Origin of the sequence: Roseovarius sp. THAF9, from assembly GCF_009363715.1 — a bacterium.
GTDB lineage: Bacteria > Pseudomonadota > Alphaproteobacteria > Rhodobacterales > Rhodobacteraceae > Roseovarius.
Window position 1 is genome coordinate 52,692 of the sequence record NZ_CP045405.1, and the last position, 21,025, is coordinate 73,716.

At 59.9% G+C, this 21,025-nt stretch carries 21 protein-coding genes; 8 read left to right on the forward strand and 13 right to left on the reverse strand.

Going from position 1 to position 21,025, the window contains the following annotated elements:
- Window positions 1-5 precede the first annotated feature (5 nt).
- The 3 genes from FIU86_RS20225 to FIU86_RS20235 are packed head-to-tail and all read right to left on the reverse strand — an operon-like array spanning window position 6 to window position 1,310.
- Window positions 6-296 carry a TrbC/VirB2 family protein gene (locus FIU86_RS20225; RefSeq protein ID WP_152477294.1) on the reverse strand — a complete coding sequence of 97 codons (291 nt, stop codon included), beginning with the start codon at window positions 294-296 and terminating at the stop codon, window positions 6-8.
- Window positions 293-913: a lytic transglycosylase domain-containing protein gene (locus tag FIU86_RS20230; RefSeq protein ID WP_152477295.1), complete on the reverse strand. Its 621-nt coding sequence runs from the start codon at window positions 911-913 to the stop codon at window positions 293-295. The genes FIU86_RS20225 and FIU86_RS20230 overlap by 4 nt, the downstream gene beginning before the upstream one ends.
- A gap of 46 nt (window positions 914-959) precedes the next feature.
- Entirely contained in the window at window positions 960-1,310 is a 351-nt protein-coding gene (locus FIU86_RS20235; RefSeq protein ID WP_152477296.1) for a hypothetical protein, read from the reverse strand.
- Between the two features lie 199 nt (window positions 1,311-1,509).
- Here FIU86_RS20235 and FIU86_RS20240 point away from each other — a divergent pair, with 199 nt between their 5' ends.
- A complete protein-coding gene (locus FIU86_RS20240; protein ID WP_172977596.1) occupies window positions 1,510-1,773 on the forward strand; it encodes a hypothetical protein in 264 nt (87 codons plus the stop codon).
- 23 nt (window positions 1,774-1,796) lie between these two features.
- Here FIU86_RS20240 and FIU86_RS20245 read toward each other — a convergent pair whose 3' ends face one another.
- Complete coding sequence (locus tag FIU86_RS20245) at window positions 1,797-2,018, reverse strand: helix-turn-helix domain-containing protein (protein ID WP_152477297.1); 222 nt, start codon at window positions 2,016-2,018, stop codon at window positions 1,797-1,799.
- A gap of 709 nt (window positions 2,019-2,727) precedes the next feature.
- Between FIU86_RS20245 and FIU86_RS20255 the strand changes: the two genes are divergently transcribed.
- The 4 genes from FIU86_RS20255 (at window position 2,728) to FIU86_RS20270 (ending at window position 7,886) form a co-directional block, all read left to right on the forward strand.
- Complete coding sequence (locus tag FIU86_RS20255) at window positions 2,728-3,474, forward strand: hypothetical protein (protein ID WP_152477299.1); 747 nt, start codon at window positions 2,728-2,730, stop codon at window positions 3,472-3,474.
- A 684-nt stretch (window positions 3,475-4,158) separates the two neighbouring features.
- Window positions 4,159-5,076, forward strand: a complete 918-nt coding sequence (locus FIU86_RS20260; protein WP_152477300.1) for a DMT family transporter — start codon at window positions 4,159-4,161, stop codon at window positions 5,074-5,076.
- Between the two features lie 238 nt (window positions 5,077-5,314).
- A complete protein-coding gene (locus tag FIU86_RS20265; protein WP_152477301.1) occupies window positions 5,315-6,466 on the forward strand; it encodes an HPP family protein in 1,152 nt (383 codons plus the stop codon).
- A 136-nt stretch (window positions 6,467-6,602) separates the two neighbouring features.
- Window positions 6,603-7,886, forward strand: a complete 1,284-nt coding sequence (locus tag FIU86_RS20270; RefSeq protein WP_172977589.1) for an MFS transporter — start codon at window positions 6,603-6,605, stop codon at window positions 7,884-7,886.
- A 344-nt stretch (window positions 7,887-8,230) separates the two neighbouring features.
- On the opposite strand, the gene FIU86_RS20275 is transcribed toward FIU86_RS20270, so the two are convergent.
- The 6 genes from FIU86_RS20275 to FIU86_RS20300 form a co-directional block, all read right to left on the reverse strand.
- On the reverse strand, window positions 8,231-8,806 hold the full coding sequence (locus FIU86_RS20275) for a hypothetical protein (protein ID WP_152477303.1): 576 nt from the start codon (window positions 8,804-8,806) through the stop codon (window positions 8,231-8,233).
- Between the two features lie 96 nt (window positions 8,807-8,902).
- Window positions 8,903-9,898, reverse strand: a complete 996-nt coding sequence (locus FIU86_RS20280) for a hypothetical protein (protein WP_152477304.1) — start codon at window positions 9,896-9,898, stop codon at window positions 8,903-8,905.
- Between the two features lie 132 nt (window positions 9,899-10,030).
- Entirely contained in the window at window positions 10,031-10,846 is an 816-nt protein-coding gene (locus FIU86_RS20285; protein ID WP_152477305.1) for a hypothetical protein, read from the reverse strand.
- A 21-nt stretch (window positions 10,847-10,867) separates the two neighbouring features.
- Window positions 10,868-12,232: a VWA domain-containing protein gene (locus FIU86_RS22910; protein ID WP_152477306.1), complete on the reverse strand. Its 1,365-nt coding sequence runs from the start codon at window positions 12,230-12,232 to the stop codon at window positions 10,868-10,870.
- 2 nt (window positions 12,233-12,234) lie between these two features.
- Window positions 12,235-13,017 carry a hypothetical protein gene (locus tag FIU86_RS20295; protein ID WP_152477307.1) on the reverse strand — a complete coding sequence of 261 codons (783 nt, stop codon included), beginning with the start codon at window positions 13,015-13,017 and terminating at the stop codon, window positions 12,235-12,237.
- Window positions 13,018-13,109: 92 nt separating this feature from the next.
- Window positions 13,110-14,045 carry a helix-turn-helix transcriptional regulator gene (locus FIU86_RS20300; RefSeq protein WP_172977590.1) on the reverse strand — a complete coding sequence of 312 codons (936 nt, stop codon included), beginning with the start codon at window positions 14,043-14,045 and terminating at the stop codon, window positions 13,110-13,112.
- Between the two features lie 141 nt (window positions 14,046-14,186).
- On the opposite strand from FIU86_RS20300, the gene FIU86_RS20305 reads away from it, so the two are divergent.
- The gene (locus FIU86_RS20305; protein WP_172977591.1) at window positions 14,187-14,915 is read left to right on the forward strand and encodes a hypothetical protein; all 729 of its coding nucleotides are present in this window, start codon (window positions 14,187-14,189) and stop codon (window positions 14,913-14,915) included.
- Entirely contained in the window at window positions 14,912-17,386 is a 2,475-nt protein-coding gene (locus tag FIU86_RS20310; protein WP_152477310.1) for a hypothetical protein, read from the forward strand. Before FIU86_RS20305 ends, FIU86_RS20310 begins: the two co-directional genes overlap by 4 nt.
- 521 nt (window positions 17,387-17,907) lie before the next feature.
- Here FIU86_RS20310 and FIU86_RS22915 read toward each other — a convergent pair.
- Window positions 17,908-18,204 carry a helix-turn-helix domain-containing protein gene (locus FIU86_RS22915; protein ID WP_254704044.1) on the reverse strand — a complete coding sequence of 99 codons (297 nt, stop codon included), beginning with the start codon at window positions 18,202-18,204 and terminating at the stop codon, window positions 17,908-17,910.
- A 318-nt stretch (window positions 18,205-18,522) separates the two neighbouring features.
- On the opposite strand from FIU86_RS22915, the gene FIU86_RS20320 reads away from it, so the two are divergent.
- Entirely contained in the window at window positions 18,523-18,867 is a 345-nt protein-coding gene (locus tag FIU86_RS20320) for a hypothetical protein (RefSeq protein ID WP_057795665.1), read from the forward strand.
- Window positions 18,868-18,872: 5 nt separating this feature from the next.
- Here the strand turns inward: FIU86_RS20320 and FIU86_RS20325 are convergent, their stop codons facing one another.
- Together FIU86_RS20325 and FIU86_RS20330 are read right to left on the reverse strand one after the other, a co-directional pair.
- On the reverse strand, window positions 18,873-20,237 hold the full coding sequence (locus FIU86_RS20325; protein ID WP_152477311.1) for an ISNCY family transposase: 1,365 nt from the start codon (window positions 20,235-20,237) through the stop codon (window positions 18,873-18,875).
- A gap of 130 nt (window positions 20,238-20,367) precedes the next feature.
- On the reverse strand, window positions 20,368-20,940 hold the full coding sequence (locus FIU86_RS20330) for a L,D-transpeptidase (protein ID WP_082631147.1): 573 nt from the start codon (window positions 20,938-20,940) through the stop codon (window positions 20,368-20,370).
- Window positions 20,941-21,025 lie beyond the last annotated feature (85 nt).

Consider the following 21,025-nt stretch of genomic DNA (forward strand, 5'->3'; position numbering starts at 1 on the left):
AACCCTCAGCCACCAAAGACCGCGGCAACGATGGTGGGAGCGGCGGCGACCCCGGCGATGCCGACAAGCACCCAGAGCGCCTGGCGCAGATCGATGATGTTGAAGAACCAGCTTAGGAAGACGCCCAGCACAGCGAGCGTGGCGATGACGACGCCAAGCGGGCCGGTCAGCGCATCGACGATGCCTTGCAGCAGGCTCTGGATCGGCGAGAGGTCGATGCTCTGCGCGAGGGCCGGTTCTGCAATGAGCAGGAAGAGCGCGAGCGAGGCAATAAACACGTTAGATATATGTCTCATGAATTTGATCCTTCCAATCGGGCCACGCCGGCCATGACACGGGCCACGTGGTTCTGGGTTTCTCGGTATGGGGGAATGCCGCCGTACTGGCGAACCGCGTCTGGGCCGGCATTATAGGCTGCGAGGGCAAGACGCGGATCGCCGAACGTTTCCAGCATCATCGCGAGGTAGCGGGCAGACCCGTCGAGGTTCTGAAGTGGGTCATGCGGGTCGACGTCCAGAACGCGCGCCGTTGCGGGCATCAATTGACCAAGACCAATGGCGCCAGCGCTCGAGACCGCATCCTGCCGGTAAGCGCTCTCGACCTCGATATTGGCGCGGTAGAGGGTCAGCCAATCGCGAACCGAGAGCTCCGCGCGGCGCAGCCCGGGATGGCTTGCGTAGCGAAGTGCGGTGGCCTCAATGGCCGTGAGAACATCGGCGTGGGGCAGGGGTGCCGGACGGGCGAGTGCTGCAAAACGCAACGCGTCAGGTTCAATAGCTGGTTCATCTTCACCGAGGATTGCCAGCTCATCAGCCGCCGAACCCTGGCCAATGCCGTCATTGTAATTGCGGGCAAAGCTGTCCTGGGAGCGGGACGGGGTCAGAGAGCCATCGCTCTCCATGACCAGTACCATCTGCGCAGAGGCGGGACCCGCCAGAAACCAGAAAAGGAGAAGGCTGCTAGCTGCCGCCCTTGTCGGTCGCAGCCAGCTTTTGCGTGGTCCGCTGACCTTTTTCGAGCGGCACATCGGCGTGGGAAAAACCAATTCCGATGAGGAAGGATACCACGCCGGTGATCGTCTTGAACTCGCGGATCTTGATGTCGTTATAGGTCGTCCGGGTGCGAGCTGTAACCAGGAGCTTCTCAACGCCCTCGTCAGAGACAACGCGCATGATCCAGACCCCATAGTAGCTGGGGCCCTTCTTATGTGCCGACTCCTGGCAAAGGAGTTCAGCGCTGTAACCACTTTCCACGAGTTCGCGGAAACGTGCCTCCGTGACCACATTTGGTGCTTCGATGTCCCAGTCCATGGCCCGGCTCACGCTCTCTACAAAGGCGCAACCCCAGGCATTCTTACTTGAAGCCCAGAGTTACGATAGTATATTTACGTCCGCAAGATATAAAAACGTCATAGCGGCCGATTTTCGGTTGCGCAGGTATTAGGCACGTGCGGTGGTATCATTCAAGGAATTAAGGGGTTTGGGTGCCGCTGGATCATCGCTCTCGCGGTTGTTATCCGCCGCAATTTTCTCAGCATTTCTTGCCGGTTCCGCTGCCGCAGAAACTTGCATTGCGCCACAACCTCCCTTCGTTCCTGGCGATCCAGAGGCGGCTCGAGAGTACAGCGACATCATTCGAAACGACTTCGAACTCTATATTCGCGATATCGAGCAATATTTCCGTTGCCTCGATGACGAACGGGCGCGAGCGTTTCAGGAAGCCCGCGAAGTCAGCGCAGCGTATGGGCGGTTCTTGGAAATGATCGCGCCCTAGACCGGATCATGCAGCCCCTTTTGTCAACAGTTCCTGGGCCTTGGTTTGAGGAGCTCCATGGGATCTGTGTCCAGCGCCTTCGCAATTGCTTCTATCATGTCGACTGTCGCTGCATGCTTTGCATTCTCAATCTTGCCTATGTAGCCCCTGTCTATATCGGCATTATGTGCAAGAGCCTCTTGGCTGATCCCCTTTGACCGGCGGATTTCCTGAATGTTCAAACCAAGTTGTGTCCGCAGCTTCATGCCTTAGGCTGAGCCACGATGTAGAATATTTAGCCACGCAATATCTTCTACATTCGCATTTCACGCTATTGCTTTCGGCAGGAAACTTTCGGATTTGGCAAGCGCCCCAGTTTGGGCGAGTGAAAAATGAAGTACACAAGTCATGGTTGGGCTGCGTTGGAATGATTGTCGAAACGCTCACGCGCGGGAATACCAAAGAAGTAATCGAAATGTCTTGAGATTTTAAAGCCAGTGTGAAGAGGGCGCCTTCGGGGCACTGATCTTCCTCATAGCAATCGAACAGCTTGGATGACGGATCAGGATCAAAAAAAGGTCTGTCGAATCCGAACGAGTGCAGCGTGAGAAATGAACGGAACCAGCTCAGAAGGTATGGCGATCGCCCGGCTGCTTGGTGAAGAGCCCGGGCGTACTGTCGCTTGGCTTTATCGGTGGGAAACTGGCGGGCTGGGGCTGCTTTGGACGAGTGCGGATCGTTGTGTCGCTGGTATCGACCGGCGGCTCGGCCCGGAGATATTTGCACAGGCCCGATCGGTTGGTGATCTGGAAATCGCAGCATTTCTTGAAGCTCTGCCTTTAAGCGATCCTGACACCCCATAACGAAAATCTGATAGCATTTGCGACGAGATTTCGGCCTCGAAGGTATATTTAAAGTGACAAAAATATAATAACGTTTATTCTCTGCGCTGCCACTTAGACTGGGAGCGTAAGGATGAGTCCATTACTGAGAAAGCTTGCCGTTGTGACCCTCACGGCTTTGGGAGTTTCGGCACTCTCGCCCGAGCGTTCGGTGGCGCAAAGCTATCCGATTGATTGTGCGATCCTTCTGTGCCTCTCAGGCGGCTGGCCCGCATCTGAACCATGCGCGCGGGCCCGTGCAGAGTTCATCCGAAGGGTAACACCATTGCCTGTAGAGCCGCCGCTGCAGATCTGGCGCTGTCCGATGGGCGCCTCGTTCGAACCCAAACCTGGTTCGGCACCAGGTCTGGGGATTCTAGAGGCTCGATCGAAGCTTGAGAGCCTTCGCCTTATTCGATCCTCTTTGAAGGCAGGATGGGTTCGATCGCAAGTTGAGACTGTCTCGCGCGGGGCGGCCATGTTGAACGCGGTGAGTGCCAAAAGTAGTTCCCACCGGTTGGTTCAGGATCGTGCCGATATCGACATCAGTGGCCCGGAATTCGATTTTGTCCGGTCGATCAGGGTTTTCGATGTGCGCTACGCGTCACAAAGGCTGGTCGGAGAGGGCGAAGTTTGCAGGCGCTATGCAAGTGTCTACCTTGGAACGTATGGTCGCCAAGGCGGCTTTTCATGGAAAGTTTCTTCGCCGGAGGCATTGCCCTCAGCTCACTCCGGACTGGAAGGCTGGGGAAAAAACTGCCCGCAGATCTCCAACAGGTCTGTCTTTGTGGATTGGCGAGACTTCGACGGTAACTACGGGTTTGAACAGGTCGCGTATTAGCGTCATTAGTTTCGCCGCTTCCTGATTAAGGGACATCTATCATATAGGATTTGTCGGCCTTTTGGCGGGACAAAAATTATCAACAGATTCTGAGGATAAGTCGCGCATAAGTCGACACTCATAAGTTGTAAGCCCCGAGCGCCTAAGCCGAAACTTTTGGCACGATGAAAAAATAGGCAAAGGCGTCGGAAACTTTCCCAAGGCAATAGAGTCAATGAATTTTTCGAGCTCAGAAATCTCCGCTCAATATGTGCGCTATGCGTGGTGGTGCAACCAGGCCGCAAAGAAGGTTGCATCTCGAGGCGGATTTTCCAACTGACGTGTCGCTGCGCTCTGATGGATCTGCGGCATGGCGACCGACATCACTGCGGAGCATGCAGTTTGGCGTCGCGGTTGCGCCACGGTTCCGCTTTCAGCCTTTGAGCTACTCAAATACTCTGATCGATCGTTGAAGGAAAATGTGCCATGGAGGCTTATATTGCTGAAACGTTAATCCGGGCCGGCGCACATTCATTTTGACCATGGCGCATGAAACTGCAGGTCCGTTTGAAATGTCGACCGCTCTATGGCCGCTCAGTAAGAAATGCCATAGACGCAGAAGTAGGTTCGCAACCGCGGTAAGGGCAGGGGGCGTGGATCGACTGCATTCTGCCTTGCCGCGCAGGTTTTCCAGATTGGACCCAGATGACGTCTATTGATCAACCCGCTTCGCACGGCGAGAGCCACAGACATGGCGTGCTGTTCGTGTTCGCAGCAGGCGTACTGTGGTCGACGGTCGGTCTTGGGATCCGCCTGATCGAGGAGGCATCTGTCTGGCAGATCCTGCTGTATCGGTCGGTCAGCATGTCATTGTTTCTATATGTCGTCATTCGTGTCAGGTCAGGTGAAAGTCCCTTCGCCCAGGCCCGCCGCATCGGCGGGCCTGCCGTTGTCGCAGGGCTGTCGCTGGTTGCCGCGTATTCCGGGGGCATATTCGCGATCCAGAACACGTCGGTCGCAAATGCGATGCTGTTATTCGCGACGGCGCCGTTCATGGCTGCGGTCTTGGGATGGCTCGTTTTGCGAGAGCCCGTCAGACCCGCGACCTGGATTGCCATCGCGGTTGCCATCGGTGGTATCGGCATCATGGTAGCCGATAAATCCGGCGGTGTGGTTCTGGCAGGCAGCCTTGCAGCGCTCGGATCGGCGTTCGGGTTCGCGGTGTTCACCGTCGCGCTGCGTTGGGGGCGGACAGGGGAAATGCTTCCAGCTGTTTTCCTGTCAGGCATTTTCGCGATCATCATCACAGCGTCTATTTGCCTGATACTGGGGCAGTCACTTGTTCTGACTTGGAACGATGGTGGGGTCGCGATGGGGATGGGTCTGTTTCAGGTCGGAGCTGGACTGATCCTCTACACGCTCGGATCTCGTAGCCTTCCTGCCGCGGAGTTGGCCTTGCTTTCACTGGCAGAGGTATTGCTGGGGCCGGTCTGGGTCTGGTTGTTTCTCGGCGAGACGGCGAGCATCAATACCCTGATCGGTGGTGCCGTTTTGCTTATGGCGATTGCCGGCAACGCAATCTCGGGCAAACGCCGGAAGCCGCCACCGATCACGTCGCCGTAGAAACTTTTGAAATGAGCAGGCCGAACTGTCGCGCTCTGCTGCCTCGTTCCGGGATTGGATGAAACCGAAGGAACGCTCGATCTCAGGTGCAGGCAGCCTCGTCAAACCCATGAGTGCCTCTGACAGGGCAGGAGCGGAGGCATGGTTTGTCATCGGGCAGAAGTCATTGTGCCTTCGGCCCGTTGAACCTTTCGCACTGTGATGAAAGATTGTGCATGTCTTGCCGGGAGGCGGTTCGTTGCACATTCTGAAATCACTTGGCCCTGCGGTTGCGCGTGTTTCCGGCATCGAGGCCTTTCGGGCAGGGCTGGGTGCCCTGATCGGGCTGGGGCTGACCGGACTGTTCGTGCTGTCGCCGACTGTCGACCTGGAACTGGGGCTGTACCTTGTCGCACCCTTCGGCGCCACGTCCGTTCTGTTGTTCGCGGTTCCGAACAGCCCGCTGGCGCAACCCTGGTCCGCGATTGTCGGCAACACGATAGCCGCACTGGTCGGAGTCGCCGTTTGCCTATGGGTCGACGATCCCGCCCTGAGAGTAGGCCTTGCCGTGGGACTGGCCGTAACCGCGACGATGCTGTGTCGCGCCGTCCACCCGCCGGCGGGTGCGGTGGCCATGACGGCGGCCCTGTCGCCCGATGCCATCGCGCATCTGGGGTTCTGGTTCGCGATTGCACCGATTGGCGTGGGTACCGTGGCGCTCGTGGTTCTTGCGGCGATCTATGCGCGATTGACGGGGCGGCACTATCCCTTTCGGCAGTTCGATGATCCAAGCAAACACGGGACTGGCGACCGAAATCCGACCGAACGGCTGGGGCTGTCCGAGGAAGAGTTGACAAACATCCTGGAGCGCTACAGCCAGTCCTTCAACCTTGGCGTCGAGGACCTGGCGCGCCTGATCGGGGCAGCGGAGATGCAGGCCGCGGCACATCACTCCGTTCCGGTGACTGCGCAGGACATCATGTCGCGCGACCTTGTCACGATCCGCCCCGAAACGTCGCTGAGCGATGTCGCGGACCTGTTCCGGCAGCATCGTTTCACGTCCCTTCCTGTCGTCGAGCAGGGCGAGAAGTTCCTGGGAGTCATCTTCCAGATCCACTTGATCCGCCAGGCAAGAGAGGATGCCTTGCGCCTTGACCGCGGATACGCTGCCGCCTTGCGACGTCTGCTGGACCGAAACCACGAAAATCCGACAAGGGCCGGAGACATCATGAGTGTCGCCGGTCCCCGTGCGATGGCACATACGCCCATCGGGGCGTTGCTGCCGATGATGGCCGACGGGGGGACGGATGCGGTTCCTGTTCTGGAAAAAGACAAGATAATCGGCATCGTTACACTAACGGACCTTGTCGCGGCGCTGGCGAGAAACGTCGTGCGAACAAACCCGAATTAGGTAGATGTGCGGCTACGGAATTCGGTTGCGGTAAAAGTACTTGATCTACTCATTGGATCGGGCGATGGCGGAGGCCGCGTCAGTGAAACGCGACTATGGAGAATTGGCCCCAACTTGCAGTCAAATCGGGAGCGAAATGACTAAAACGCACGACGTAACCGAAGCCAAGCGACCGTGGCCGAGTCCTTATGTTCAGGTTGGAGGGCTCGTCGCCGGAATGGCGTTAATTGCGCTTGGCAACGGACTGATGGCAACTTACGTGCCGGTACGCCTCGATCAGGCGGGACTCGGGCAGCGCAACGTTGGGCTCGTTGTGACGGCGTATGCTGCGGGCATGTTGCTTGGATGCCTTCTGTCGGGGCATATGGTGCGTCGCAGCGGTCACGTGCGTGCATTCATATCGCTGGCGGCCATCGGCACGATTTCGGCGCTTCTTCTGGCCCTCGACGTAGGCTTGTATTCCTGGGGCGGACTGCGGGTATTGGGCGGATTCTGCACGACCGGAATGTTCATGGTGGCTCAAAGCTGGCTGAACGCCGTGACCATCACGAATTGGCGCGGGCGGGTCATGGCCCTGTTTTACATAAGCTACACGCTTGGACTCGCCGGCGGCGCACTTCTTATGCGGGTGGTGGATATCGAAGGAACGGCGGCCCTGATGCTGCTTGCGGGTCTTTACGCAGCGGCCGTGATCCCGGTTGGGCTTACGCGATTGCAGCAGCCAGCGCCGCCCGAGCGCATAGCGGTCCGCCCGATTGCGGTTTACCGGATTTCTCCCGTCGGCCTGGTAGGGGCGTTCGTTTCGGGCGGGCTTGGCATGACGATGATGGGCGTTGGCCCGATGTATGGCACTGAGGTCGGACTGGAGCCGGGCGACATCGCTCTTCTGATTGCAGCCCTTCAGGGCGGTAACATGGTTATACAATGGCCACTGGGCTGGCTCAGCGACAGTATGGATCGACGTAAAGTCATTCTTGGCGCAGGGCTTGGCGTCTCGACGGTGTCGATTGTGATTGCGGGTGGCGGCGCAGCACTCAGCGGTGAAGGTTTTTGGGCACTTCTCGTGCTGTTCGCGATTTGGGGTGGGCTCGCGGAGTCGCTTTACACGATCTCAACCGCTCACACCAATGACCACACGGATCCGGCCGATCACGTGATGGTTTCATCCACGATTCTGATTATGTGGGCGAGCGGAGCAACAATTGGTCCGGCGGTGGCGACCGCTGCCTTGGAGTTTGCCGGTACGTCGGGGCTTTGGGCGTTCTTCCTGGCGGAAGCGAGCCTCTTTGCTGCTTTCGTTCTCTGGCGCTTGGCCCAACGAGGGCGTCCGGATGCAGAAAGCCAGGAAAGCTTCCAAAGTTGGCCGGCCTCCGCGCCACCTATTCCCGAGTGGAATCCTAATGCTCCAGAGACAGAGTGAACCGCAGGTTTGCATCACCGGTGGGATAGGAGAGCCGCCAAAAAGGGATGGGTCCTGCTTTTCGCCTATACCTCCATCGTTCTCACACGGTCGCCATTTAAAAAGGCGCCACCGGCGCTGCTGGTGTCGCGAGAGGATCGCCCAACGGGAGACGGAAGGGCAGTCAATTGTCGGCGCTTGTAGACGACCGGACGGCGCTTCATGGAAGATTAGGGGTATATAATCTGAAATTCTGAGACTCTCGAATTTCAGGACTTAAGCAGCGCCTGAAGATACCGACAGGGTTTTAGCGATTGAGTGAATTGCCGGGGTTTCTCTGCATAGTTCGACTTGGTGAACAGGCGTCAGTGGACAAAGATCCGCGTCATCCGCATAACGCGGCGGCCTTCCATCGGCACGCCATCGGGCTGCATGTTCCAGGATCCGGCCCCGATCAACATGTCCTCACTTATCATGAAAAGGCGGATGGTTGTCTCCATTGGGGTGCCGTCGATCTCGACCTCGGCCTGCATGAGTACGCGGGGCAGGTCGTCGATGGCGCAATCGTCACCGGCCAGACCCGCAAGATCAGTGGCAGACAGCTGGGCGAGATCGGCAAACGGCGACTCTGGCGCGCCGCCAAAATTCCATTGCTGCTCGGGTGCGAAGGTGATGTCGTAGAAGAACGTCGCTTCCGACGAATACAATAGCATTCCGAGGGTTTCGTCGCGCGGCAGAACGTCGGCTGATTGATCCGGTTCCGGGGGCAATGGACGAACTAAAGTGCCGATTTTCCCGATGCCGGGCCCGTTCTCGAAGGTCCAGGGCCCGACGAGCAGCGGACCCAGTTCGGCCTCCCATCGTGCGGGCGGGATGTCGCAAATGCTGTCGGCGGCGGCCGGAGCGGCGAGGAGTAAGAGGGCGAGTGCAAGCTTTTTCATGGCGATTTCCGATCTGGAGTTCCGTATCGTTCGGGCGAGGGCCTCAAGGCCAGGACCAGTCTTGGCCAGCGCCCTGCATGGACATGAAGCGGGGCGTCATTGCGATCTTGGGTCCAGACCGGCCTGTGACGCATCCGCGGCGTTCCGCGTGGCCCAGCCGGCCGCCTTCTCGCCCAGCCGGGTGAACTTGCCGGACATGCCCGACAGCTTGGCTTCCCATTCGGGATTGGCGGCCTGGCCCTCGATCTTCGCGAAATAGACCTGAAGCATACAGGCAATCGCGAAGGGTTCGATCAGTGCCGCCTTGAAGGCCCAAGCGAACAAGATCGCGAAGACGAATCCGCCTGCCGCCCAGGCGCCGGGGATCATGTAGACCACCGCCGCCGCGGGCGCGAGCATGGCGAGAAACACCAGCGCGCTCAGCCCGTAGGCGAAGAGCATCAGCCAGAACGCATTGCCGAGCATCGGCTTGTAGTTCTGCCCGTAGAGCACCAGTGCCGTCTGCGCGTCCTTCCACGGATTCTCGGACTTTTCGCGGATGAGATAGGCCAGTATTACCTCGTCGATCAGGCCGACCGCCAAGCGCAAGAACGCGCGGACGATGCCCATCACCTGATTGACGCCCGGTATGGGCAGCATGTTAGCGATACCCTGGACAAGTCCGGTCACGGCCCGCAACACACCCTTTATCAGCAGGTCGACACCGTAGAGTATATTGGCGGTGGCGAAGCGGTCCTGGACGATCTTGCGCGCATGTGAGACCTGCGCGCCGCCGACAGGCAGGTCACGGCCTTCGAGAGCCTCGACCATGACGGCGATATGTCCGGCCTTCACGATGTAGAGGATGTATTGCCGCAGGAACAGGATGATCCCCGCGGTGGCGGCAAACCCGATGGTGCCGCCCCAAAACACCGATTGGGCCCGGAAGTCCGCGTCGCCCGCCGCGCCGATCCCCCAGCCGATGCCGGCGCCGGTTCCGGTCGCGACAACATAGGCGACGGCGATCGCGAAATAGACGAACATTCGAAACAGCACGAAAGGAAAGGTTTTTCGCATAAGGCCGAGCGCATCGCGCATCGAAAAGTCCCACATATAATTCCCCTTGAATTCTTTTGGCTTTCAATCTGTTGCCGCAGGCTTGCTCTCGCGGACCAGGGCGTATGCATTGTTTCGGTCCTTGCTTTACCGCGTCGCGAACGGGGTCACGAACCCGATATGGCAGGCTCATTCGACGGTGATGGGCTGCCGTGCCAGCGCATCCTGCCCTTGGAGATACAGAAGATCGTAGGCGCCCGGCGCGTCGGGCATCGCGACCGTCAACGGATTGCCGGACGTGACTTGAAGCCCGTCGGCAGTCGTCGCCGCGTCGGTCCCGGCCGGGACGAGAACGATCCGGTCGGATCCGCCACCCGGCCCTTGCCACGCCACCTGCACCGACGCCCCGGCTGGCACCGAACCCGGTGCCACGAGACGCGCGAAGGGCAGGGTGACGTCGAAAGGCTGCCGGGCGATCACCTTTCGCGCGGTGCCAAGGACGTAGCGCAGTTCGTAGGAGCCCGGCTCCGACGGTAGGCCAAGCGTCACCTTTGGGGCGTGCCGGACATAAGCGTAGGTTTCGTACTTCGTGTCCGGGCTGTCCGAACGGGCAAGGCTCAGGTAATCGCCTGATCCGCCCGGTCCCGACCACGATACCTCGACTCGCGTATCCCGCACCCCGTTTTCGGGGGCGTCGATCGTCGCTACCGGCTCGGTCAGGGTGATGGTGCGGGTCTCCAGAGTCTGCTGCCCCTCGCCGAGGATGTAGCGCAATTCGTACACGCCGGGTTTGGCCGGCACCGTCAGGGCCAGTTCGCGCGCGCGGGTATAGGCGTAGTTTGCGTATTTGCCCGACGCGGCATCCGGCGCGGAAACTGTGATGTAGTCGCTCTGATTGCCCGGCCCGGTCCAGCCAAGAGTGATCTCGCTGCCCGCCATCGCGGCGTCGGGCGCGGTGATTGTGGCCGCCGCATCGGTCACGGAGATCTTGGCGCGGGCCAGCACGGTGTTGCCCTGCGATGCGACTTATCGCACTTCGTATTTGCCCGGCGTGCCCGGCATTACGAGGCTCGCGGGCGTGCCGTTTCGCGTATAGGCGTAGTTGACGTATCCGCTGTCGCCCGGCGCGGCCACCGCGATGTAGTCACTCGCGTAGTCCGGTCCTTCCCAGGCGATGGGCACGGCCGCGCCGACTTCTGCCTCGGCGGGCGGGGCCAGCGATACCTCGACGGGCTCGACCTCAATCCCGGTCGTCGCGAGCGCGGCGCGCTCGGCGTCGTAGTACCGGATCTCGTATTGGCCAGGAATGATCGGCATCTGCAACGAGGTGGGCGAGCCGCCCTCGATATAGCTGTAGTTGACATAGGCATCCTGTCCCGGCGTGTGGACGGAGACATAGTCGCGATCCTCGCCCGGCCCTTGCCACGCCACCTCGATGTCCGACCCTGCCACTGCGGTCTCGGGGGCCGAGACGGTCGCCGTGGCTTGCGGCGCGGCGAAGCTGACGGACACGGTGAACGGGTCCATGCCGCCTTCGACGCGGAACGTCGTTTCCCGGAAATCCTCGGTTTCGGTCCAGAGCGCGCCCACGGTATAGCTTCCGGGGGCAAGTTCGAGAACTGGCATGCCGACGGCTTCGTTTTCCAGAAGCGCCTCGCCGTCGCCGGATGGCGCGACACGCCACACCAATCCCGCATCCAGCGGCGCGCCGGTATCCTCCAGCTCCGCGCGAAACGTCACCGCGACGGGCACGGGTGGAGGCGGCGGAGCGACCGCGACCTGCTGAAGCGCGCCCGACAGCTCGGCGGCGTCCTCGGCTAGAAGGAACTGGCCGCCCGTCTCGGAGGCGAGGCATTCCAGTTGCGCCGCCGCTTCGCCATCCACGTCGAAGCCGATGACATGCGCAGTGAAGTCGATGCCCGTTGCCTCGAGCCTGCGGCCCACGGCGCAGGGATCGGCATCGCAGGTCTCGATTCCGTCCGAGATCAAGATGACCGTCGCGCGTTCCTCGGTGTAGACCAAGCCTTCGGCGGCGTGCAGCACCGCATCGGAAAGCGGCGTCTTGCCCTTGGGCTGAATGACGTCCAGTTGCGCTAGGATGCGCTCGCGCGTCCCGGCATCCGGGGACACTAGTGTCTGGATATCGGCGCATTGCCCGCGCTCGCGGTGGCCGTAGGCGACAAGGCCGAGCGTCGCGTCCTCGGGAATCGTGCCCAGGAGTTCTCGTAGCGCGCCCTGCGCAATGGTGATCTTCGCCACGCCGTCGATCTGGCCCCACATGGACCCGGAGCCATCGAGCACGATGGTCGTGCTGCCGTCCTGGGCCGCGGCTGCCGTGGCGATGGACGCGACCGTTAGCGCGGCAAGACCCTTCCTGCGAAGCTGCCCCATGATCAGCGGCCCGTGCAGTCGAAGGTCAGATCGGCGGTGTAGCTTTCACCGGTTTGCCGCGATGTCAGCTCTTGTGAAAAGCGCACACGGTCTTCGGTCACGTCGAATTCGGTGCCCGCGATGGGCGCCGCAACCAGACGATAGAGTTCGCCCTCGGCCTCGATCTCGATGGTGCCTTCCCCGGATTCGCGGATGACGAAAAGCTCGGCAGTCGCAGCAGCCGCGTCATCTGTCCGCGCCTCGATGGCGGTCGCGCCGTCCCATCCGCCGCAGAAAAGCGCTTCGTCGACGGTCTTGCCGTCGATCTCGCCGGTCACGCGCCCTGTGAAGCCCCGTGCGGCGGCCTCGCGCGGGGCGCAATCGACGGTCACTTCGACCTGCGCGCTATCCTGCCCGAAGGTCGGTCCCGAGAAGCGGGCGCTGTCGTCGTCCACCACCCAGGCGGGCGCGTCGGGACCGGGACGAGGACCGGGATTGATCAGAAGCTCGCGACCGTCCACGACGAGCGTGCCGTTCGCACGATCCGCGGGCAGGAGGTAACTGAAGCTGAACACGTAGCCATCGCCGTTCTCGTCGCTGTTGCGCCGATCATCACCGGCACTGGAGACCATCCTCTGTATCTCGTTTTGCCAGCCCGAGCAGTCCAGCGGTACGGAAAACGGCACGCCATCCACCGTTCCCTCGGCCTGGCCCGGAACCGGCTGGGTCTGGGCCAGAGCACCCATCGGAAGGCTGGCGAGGATCAAAGGCAACATCGTAAAGTCGCGAGATTTCGGAATGGCCATGCGGCTCCTCCATCTTGAACAAATTTCCCGCAGGAAGCCCGACTTTGCAGAGCAGGAGAATAGGGCGACCGCCCTACGCCGTGCGAGTCGGCTCACACAAGCGCCGTCCAGAGTGCAGCGCGTGAGTGCAGTTTCAGGCGCGACAGCACTGCCTCGCAATGCCGCCGCGCGGTATGTGCCGAAATATCGAGTTGCCCGGCGATCTCGGCTGAGGAAAGCCCCCTCAGCATCAGTTCCATGACTTGCGTCTGCCGCGTCGTCAGGCCGTGCTTTTCCGCCGTGCGGGCGATGCTGTCCGCGGTTCGTGCGGGCATGTCGTCAAAGACGATCCATGACGTCGCGGCGCCCGGCAAGGCAGGCCCCGGAAACGTCGCGCCGCGCGGGCCGTCTTCTGGCGGTCTGGTTTCGACACGGCTGCCGGGACAGGCGTCCAGCGCCCGATACAGCGCCGCTTCGGTGGCGGCCCGGTCGAAGGCTTGCGCGAAGCCCTGCTGAAACGCCGGCAGGACGAGCCGCAACAGATCCACGGTGCGCGTGCCCCTGAAACCCGGGTCGTCATTGCCTTCAAATCCGAAGGCGAAGACCGCTTCTGCGATGGGCAGTGGGCAGGTCAGGCCGATCACGTGGTGCATACCGGCGGGTTGGAACGCCTCGCGAAAAAAGCGTGTGTTCTCGATCAGCGCGCGCTCTTTCAGGCGGTTCTCGTGATGCACGCCTGCGCCCATCTGGCGGCGGCGGCAGTTGATTTCTTCCAACTCGGCATCGGACATTAGAACATTGCCGTCGCTGTCGAATCCCCTGAACACCTCGCCGAGGTACGCCTCGATCTGCGGGCCGACATCGATCTCGACGAATTGCAGCCTTTGCCCGAGAGGATAGACCGCAAAGGCCCGCGCGGCCCCAACCAAGGTCTGGAGGTTGGAGAGGATGCGCTTGACGCGGGCCGCGTCGTCCAGCCGTTCGGTCAGCAGGTGGTGCTGTGCGGCGACGATGGTCGCAAGGTCGCTGTCGGCCAGGTTCAGTTGCATTATCGTCTTATAGGGCATGTGCACCAGATGTCGAAAGATGATCGGGGCGTCAGCGCACGTGCGTCCCAAAGTGCATTCCCGCTCATCGCATAGGGCTGCCGCCCTATACCGGGGGACTTTGCCGACAGATATCGTCTCTCCATGTCGCTTCTCCTTCTCCGCCTGATGGCCACCGGCCTCGTCTGCCTGACTGCCGAAGCGGCGTCGGCGGAGGCTCTTGAAATCGATATCTCCGTGCTCGACCCCGAGAGTTTCGCGCTCGACCCGCCCACGGGCGACACCCGCTGGGTGATCGAGAGCACGGGGGATTTCCTGCTGGCTGAGCAGCATGGCGCGGTCCCCTCCATGCGCTTCGATCTGCCGCCGGGGCAATACCGCGTGACCGTCTGGGAGATGGGCAGCGATGCGGCGGCCGAGCAAAGTGTGACGATCCGGAACGGCGAAACCGTGCGGGCGGCCCTGACGCTGTCGCCCTTGAACAGCGCGCTGATCGCGCGGACACGGGCGCGGACATCGCGTCCGGCACCCGATCCGACGGCGGATGCGCAGACCGCGCCCGCGCCGTCCCGGCCGTCGCAGACCGAGCGTTCCGAGGCGACGGGGCAGCAGGCCAAGCGGACCGCCATGCCGCTCGGCATTGCCGTCCGTCCGGCGGATGCCATCGAGATCACGCTGCCCGAAGTGCCCGATGCCGCCAATGACAGGGTTGCGCTGTCAGATGGCGGTCCCGGCTGGATCTGGTGGTCCGAGCGGGGCAGCGTCGACGTGATGGCCCTGAATGCGCCCGAAACAACCGGTGCATACATGGTGCAATATGTGCAGGTGCCGGAAATGACCGTGCTGATGGAACTGGAGCTTCGCGTCAGATGAGCGCCCGGCGTATTATTTTCGCGACGATTGCCGTGTTCGTGGCGGCGACGGCGTCCGCGCAGGACAGGACCGGCGGCGGGCTTCTAGAGACCGGGTTTACCGTGGCCAACGAAGCCTTTGCCGTCAGGTGCAATTCAGCGATTGCAGGCTGCTTGTCTGCTGACCAGGATACGCTCGATGCGCGGCAGCTTGAAGGCTATGCGCATCTCGTAGCCGACATGGCGAAACGAGCAGATGCCTGGCTGACCTCTCTGGGCTTTCCGACCTCGGACATCGAACGACTGGACGGGCGTGGCCTGATCCGGCTCGAAACGTCCGCCATTTCGGGCGCCGCGGGCTACGTGACCGCCCACGGCGGCGGCATCAAGTCGCTGACCCTGCCTGTCGGCAATGCCAAGAAAGTATTTTCCAAGGACAGCGTTTTGCCAACGCGCAACAATGTCTTTCTGGAACTGGACGCGCAGACGCGGGAACGGCTTGGCGATCTGGCCTATGACATCAACCGTTTCTATTTTGGCCACGAGGCAGGCGGCACGATAGCGCATGAACTGCTCCATACGCGCATCGATCCGTCGTTCGACAAACTCTGGCTGAACGAGGCCATGTCGCGTGCCGTCGGCAATGCCTGGAACATCAAGCGCGGCTTTCCCAAGAAAGGCGCTCATGCGATGCGTCTCGATAAGCCCTTCTATGACAACAGCATGGATGCACGGGGATTTTCCTATGGCTATGGCAAATACCACTTCTTGCTGACGGTCGGCCTGAGCACCGGATCGCCAGACTGGGTCGGCTACCTGTCGAAGTTCGACAAGATGACGAATCCCGAAATGTCGGGGATGGATTACCTCTATGACAGGATGCCGCCGGGGTGGGCCTTTCCCGAAGCCTTCCCGAAATACCTGGCGGGCATGAACATTCTCGTCCCGCGGGGCGCCAAAGTGCCGTTCAAATGGTCGAGCCTGAAGGCGCCCGATCCGACCTGGCGGCAATTTGAGACCGAGCAGGACATGATGTTCACCGAGATTGCGACGCCCGAAATCCGGCAGGGGGCCAGCGTCTCGGATCATCACGACATCCGCGGCAGCGTTCCGGCATTCGCCGCTGATGCGACGCTGCTCGACCGGACCACGCTGGATTTCGACCGTAGGCTTGCCGAGCATGACCGCCTGGTGCTCGCTCGAATCTCGGTCGAACGCGCGCCGCAGCCAGAGCATCTGCGGCTAATCTTTGAACATGAGGTTATCGACGGATTGAAGCACAGTTACCTGACCCTTGCGGACGGTACGTTCGATGCCGGCTATGTCAGGGTCGCAAACGTGCCGCCGACGCCCGACGACGCGACGAGTTTCGGATATATCCTGCGCGTCGGGTTTGAGCCGGTCGAGATCGAAATCCCCACCTGCATCGAGGTTGGACGGACGGCGGCAATCGACCTTGTCGGGTTCGCCGAGGACGAAGCCGAAAACCTCTATTTCCTGGCCTCGGACAATGTCGAGATCTCAGGCAAAACAATCACTGCACGCGTGCCCGGCCCGCTGACCGTCACGGCGGTGATCGAGGCGCACAAGACCCGGCCGCCGACCGGCTCTGACGATCCTCGTCGCCATGCTTGGCCCGCGCGCGAAGTCGCGCTGGCGCCGTCACGGGTCGCGTCCGTGGGCGGGTGCAGTTGCAATGCAGAAGATGTCCTGTCCATCGCCAATCCGCGGATGATGGGTGCAGTGGACCAGATCAGCCGGGCATTCGACGATGAGGACAGCACTTCGGACGCGATCGCGGCCTTGGTGCCCGCGATGATGGGGGCGGAATTGCCAGAAGGTCATTCGACCGGCCACATGTCGATCGTGGCGGGCGGTCGGTCGATGCACGGTGAGGTCTGTGCCGATCCTCTGACGACTCGGAACGGACGCGACACGTCGATCCTATCGCTCTATACGCCTTCGGTCCCGACACTCATGGGCAGTTTCGACGGGTTTGCTGTGGCGCATGAGGGGTGGGGCGGCTGGCCGCCCAACGCGACCGCGACCCTTCACCTCGAGTTGCCCGTCGCCCCGCAGAATCTAGAGGCCGGGCGCACTTATCCCACCAAGCTCGCAGGTCTTCAGCGCGTCGGCTGGTTTCCGATTTTCTCGGCGTATGAGGGAGATTTCCATGATTTCATCCCGTACCAGGAGGCTTTCACCGGGCGAAGTGAAACCATATTTCCGCAAGTGATCGCCGGGACGGTGACGATTACCGAAGTCACAGAAGGCCGGATCGAAGGGCATTTCCTGGTGGCCGGAACCGGGTTGCAGCACGACGTGCACCATTCGCTGCGCTCGGGCACCGAAGATACGTTCGAGCAGGAGGGTACCGAAACCGGCACACCCGTGCGCGCTGCCGGAGAGTTCGCGATCGCGATCCCGACCAGATCGACGCGGCTCCTGCGGGCAGGCGATTTCTTCCCCACGGCGCGCAGGGGGCAAGAGTGAAAGCAATCGGTCCCGACACATCTCTGATGCGCGAAGCGTCGGCTAGGCCTGTCATCGACATCCGCACGTTCCCGCTTTTCTGCGAAACTCATAACTAAGCACCGTCGGAAAACATCCGCGTAATCAAGGCTATGGTGTAGTGTATAAATCCGGTGCGAGCGGTCCGTTGCATTAACCATCGCGATGTCAGAGACATCGTCGTCCCAAGCTGAAGGGTGAGCGATGTCTTGGCGCAATTCAGTTTAAAATGTGCCCGAGCGTTCAAAGATCATCAGGTCGCCTTCCCAATCACAAAAAATCTCACGCGTGTTCACGTGTTCTGGGCGTTCATGGACTGAGCGATCCGGCGGAAACACAAGGCCCCGTGGCCGTCTAGCGTCTCGTGGCTTGCGTTTCTTGCGGCGGCTGGGAAGATACCGCGCCAGCGCGTCGGATTGGCTTTCACGACTGTAGACATGCGCGTAGATGGTTTCGTGACTGATGCGGACTGGCCGGCCTTCGAACCAAAGGCGGCCGGCGATCTACTCAGGAGACCAACCTTCCTTGAGGCGGTCGATCACAGCTTCTCGCAGAGCGGACAAGCGCAATAGCTTGCGACGGCGCGCACGACGGCCGTTGGCTATGTGCTGAGTATGGATGCCGTAGTAACCGTTCAGCTCCGGCAGCTCGGTGTCTTCAAAACGATTGCGGTTGATCTCGCGATAGACAGTTGAGCGATGCCTGCTGATCTCGATCGCGATCTCATCAATTGAGCGCTTTGCATTCAGCATGTCCTCAATCGTGCGTCGTTCGCGCAAATTCAGCTCTGTGTGGGCCATGTCCGTTCTCCTTGATTTTCAGCAAGATAGGGGATTTGTCGCAACCCAGTTTAGAATGTGCCCCGGGTACAATTTTGTTGCAACCAAGTAGAAATGTCACTGCTTGTGCAAAGCAGAAGTGTCACCACAGGGCGCTACGGGAGCAAGGCTTTGCAGCCCGGAGACCTCAAATATCGCAGGGCTGAAAAGCCTTGCGGGCTACCATCCCGAAGGTATCGGTCATATCCCTGAACGGTTGATACATTAGGTCTGGATGCATAGGCTTCGGCCATGGATTATCCTCCCTGGCTTCCCAAACCTGAATACTCAAGACGCGGCATGTTGCTCGCTCTGGCGCGTTGCATCTATGAGAATTGGTACCGACCGGAGATGCACGCGGAGAAGGGCGAGATTTTGACTTTCGACAATCTTTGCTCTGGCAGCCTTGAGCGTGTTGCTTCTGTTCTGCAGCAGACTGGTTTCACCAGCTACATAGATCACATCGGTCGCCGGAGTGTCTTCAACGTGGGGCCGGACCAATTTAGCGAGCTCGCTGATGCAGCCCAAGACGCTGCGATTTCTGACAACGAGATTGAAGAAACTGTCGTGAAGTTGGCGGAAGCAAATTACAAGACAAACCTCGAGATTGAGAAACTCGCCGAGATGATCGCAAGCCGGTCGTAACACATTTATTGGCTTTGAGCTGCTCTCTCGGCACGCCTGCGCTCGTAGTACGCTTCCATCTTGGAAGGCCTTCCAGGCGGGCGGCGGCCAGTCTTTTTGTAGCCGTTCTTCGCGCTGACAGGTTTGACCTTTGGCGGTGGCGCTGCCTTCTCCTGTTCTTCTTTGATGTGTGCCAGAACGGCGCTCAGATGCTTGTTCTCGGTTATCGCGGCGTGCGTGACGCGCTGTTGGTGCGGATCGAAGATGGCGCAGGGCAGGGCAACGCCTTTTGCGCGGACCTGAATGCGCCCGTCTGGCATCTCGTAGACATCCACGTACTTGCCGACGAGACCGCGCGTCAGATCGTTGACCTCGAGCCGGATGCGCTTGCGGTCGTACTTCAGGGTCAAATCCTTGGTGACATAGCGTTTTTCCCGAAGGCAAAAGACCTCGGCGAGGCGATCCGGTTCTATGTTCAGGGCGCGGTGCAGGTTGTCTGGTGTGGCCGGAGCCTTTGCAAACTTGGCGTTGTAGCGTTCAACGAAACCCACAAGGAACGCGTTGCCATCTTCAATGCCCGAGATGCCTGCGATCCGCAGCTCCTTGACTAGTCGATCTTGCAGTGTCCGGTTCGCGCGTTCGACGCGGCCTTTGGCTTGGGAAGAATTGGCACAGATGATCTCGATGTTCAGCTCGGCCAGAGCGCGCCCAAACTGCGTCATGCCTGTCATGTGTTCGTTCGGCTTTGGAACGCGGAAAACGGTGTGTTTGTCGCTGTAGAAAGCGACAGGCCGACCATGTTTGAGCAGATAGCTTTCCAGGGCTTCGAAATAGCTGAAGGTGCTTTCTGACTTCACGAAGCGCAGTTCCATCAGCGTGCTGGTCGCGTCATCAATGAAGACGAGCAGGGTGCAGGGATCGCCCCGATCCTCAAACCATCGGTGGTCAGACCCGTCGATCTGGATCAGCTCGCCAAAGCACTCCCTACGTAGACGCGGCTGGTGGAATGTCCGCCGTTGTTTGCGCGACAGCCAGATGCCGTCTTCCTGCATCCATTTGCGAACTGTCTCGCGGGATACTTTGAACCCATGTTGTTCGGACAGCATCTCAGCGGCCAAGGTCGGCCCGAAATCCGAATACTGTTCCTTGATCAAGGTCAGCGCATAGTCGCGCTTGGCATGATGAATGCGATTGTTTGGCGGCTTACCACGCGCCTTGTGCCGGATCGCTGATGCGCCGTCCTGCCGATATCGCTTTAACAATCGGAAAATCTGCCGCCGTGTCAGGCTCAACATGTTCGCCGCATTATCAACGCTCAGCCGTCCGTCATCGACCTGCGCCAGCACTTCCACGCGGTTCAACTCGCGCTCGCTCATAACCACCCATCCCATGTCTGCTCACCCTCAATGATTTTTGAGGGCAGAGTGACATTCCTGAATTGCTCATGGGTGACATTTTAGCTTTGCGGCTACACAATTTAATGGCGCATAATGTATCTTATGTTAATTTCAGAGATGCAAGTTAGATTATTTTTACCTGCGTGCCGACTTTGGCTAAATCAAACAATTCCACGATATGTTCGTTATAAAGACCAATGCATCCGCTGGAGGACCTCCTGCCAATTTTTCGTGTGTCTTGGGTGCCATGGATTCTATAATATTGCCAACTAAGACGCAGCGCCCTGATACCTAGCGGATTCTCTGGCCCTGGCGCCACATATTTTGGTAAGGTTGGGTCGCGCTCAAGCATTGAAGGTGTTGGTCGCCAATCGGGCGCAGGATCCTTGTAGACTACGCGAGTATACCCGCGGCGTGTGAGCTCTTCGCTCATGGGTACGCTCGTTGGATAAAGTTTGTAAATGCTTTCGTCTTCAGACCAGAACTGCAGCGCTCTGGAAACCGTATCGCACAATATCGCTCCGTTCTGAAGATTGTCGAAGTGATCTTGCCACTCGTCTATCGAAAATGAAGAGATATTCCGTTTAACTGTATCCGGCTCTGCATTGTTCTGAGACAAGCCGGGGCCGGCCGAAATTGATAATCCAGCTCCCATGATCGAACGCAAAGCCATTCTTCTATTGAGGAATCGTACCATTTCTTAAGCGTTCCTTTGCCGCTTCCATAAGACAGTTTTGCATGCTCTAGTTGCTTTAGGTTCAACTCAAGAAAACGTGAGTTTG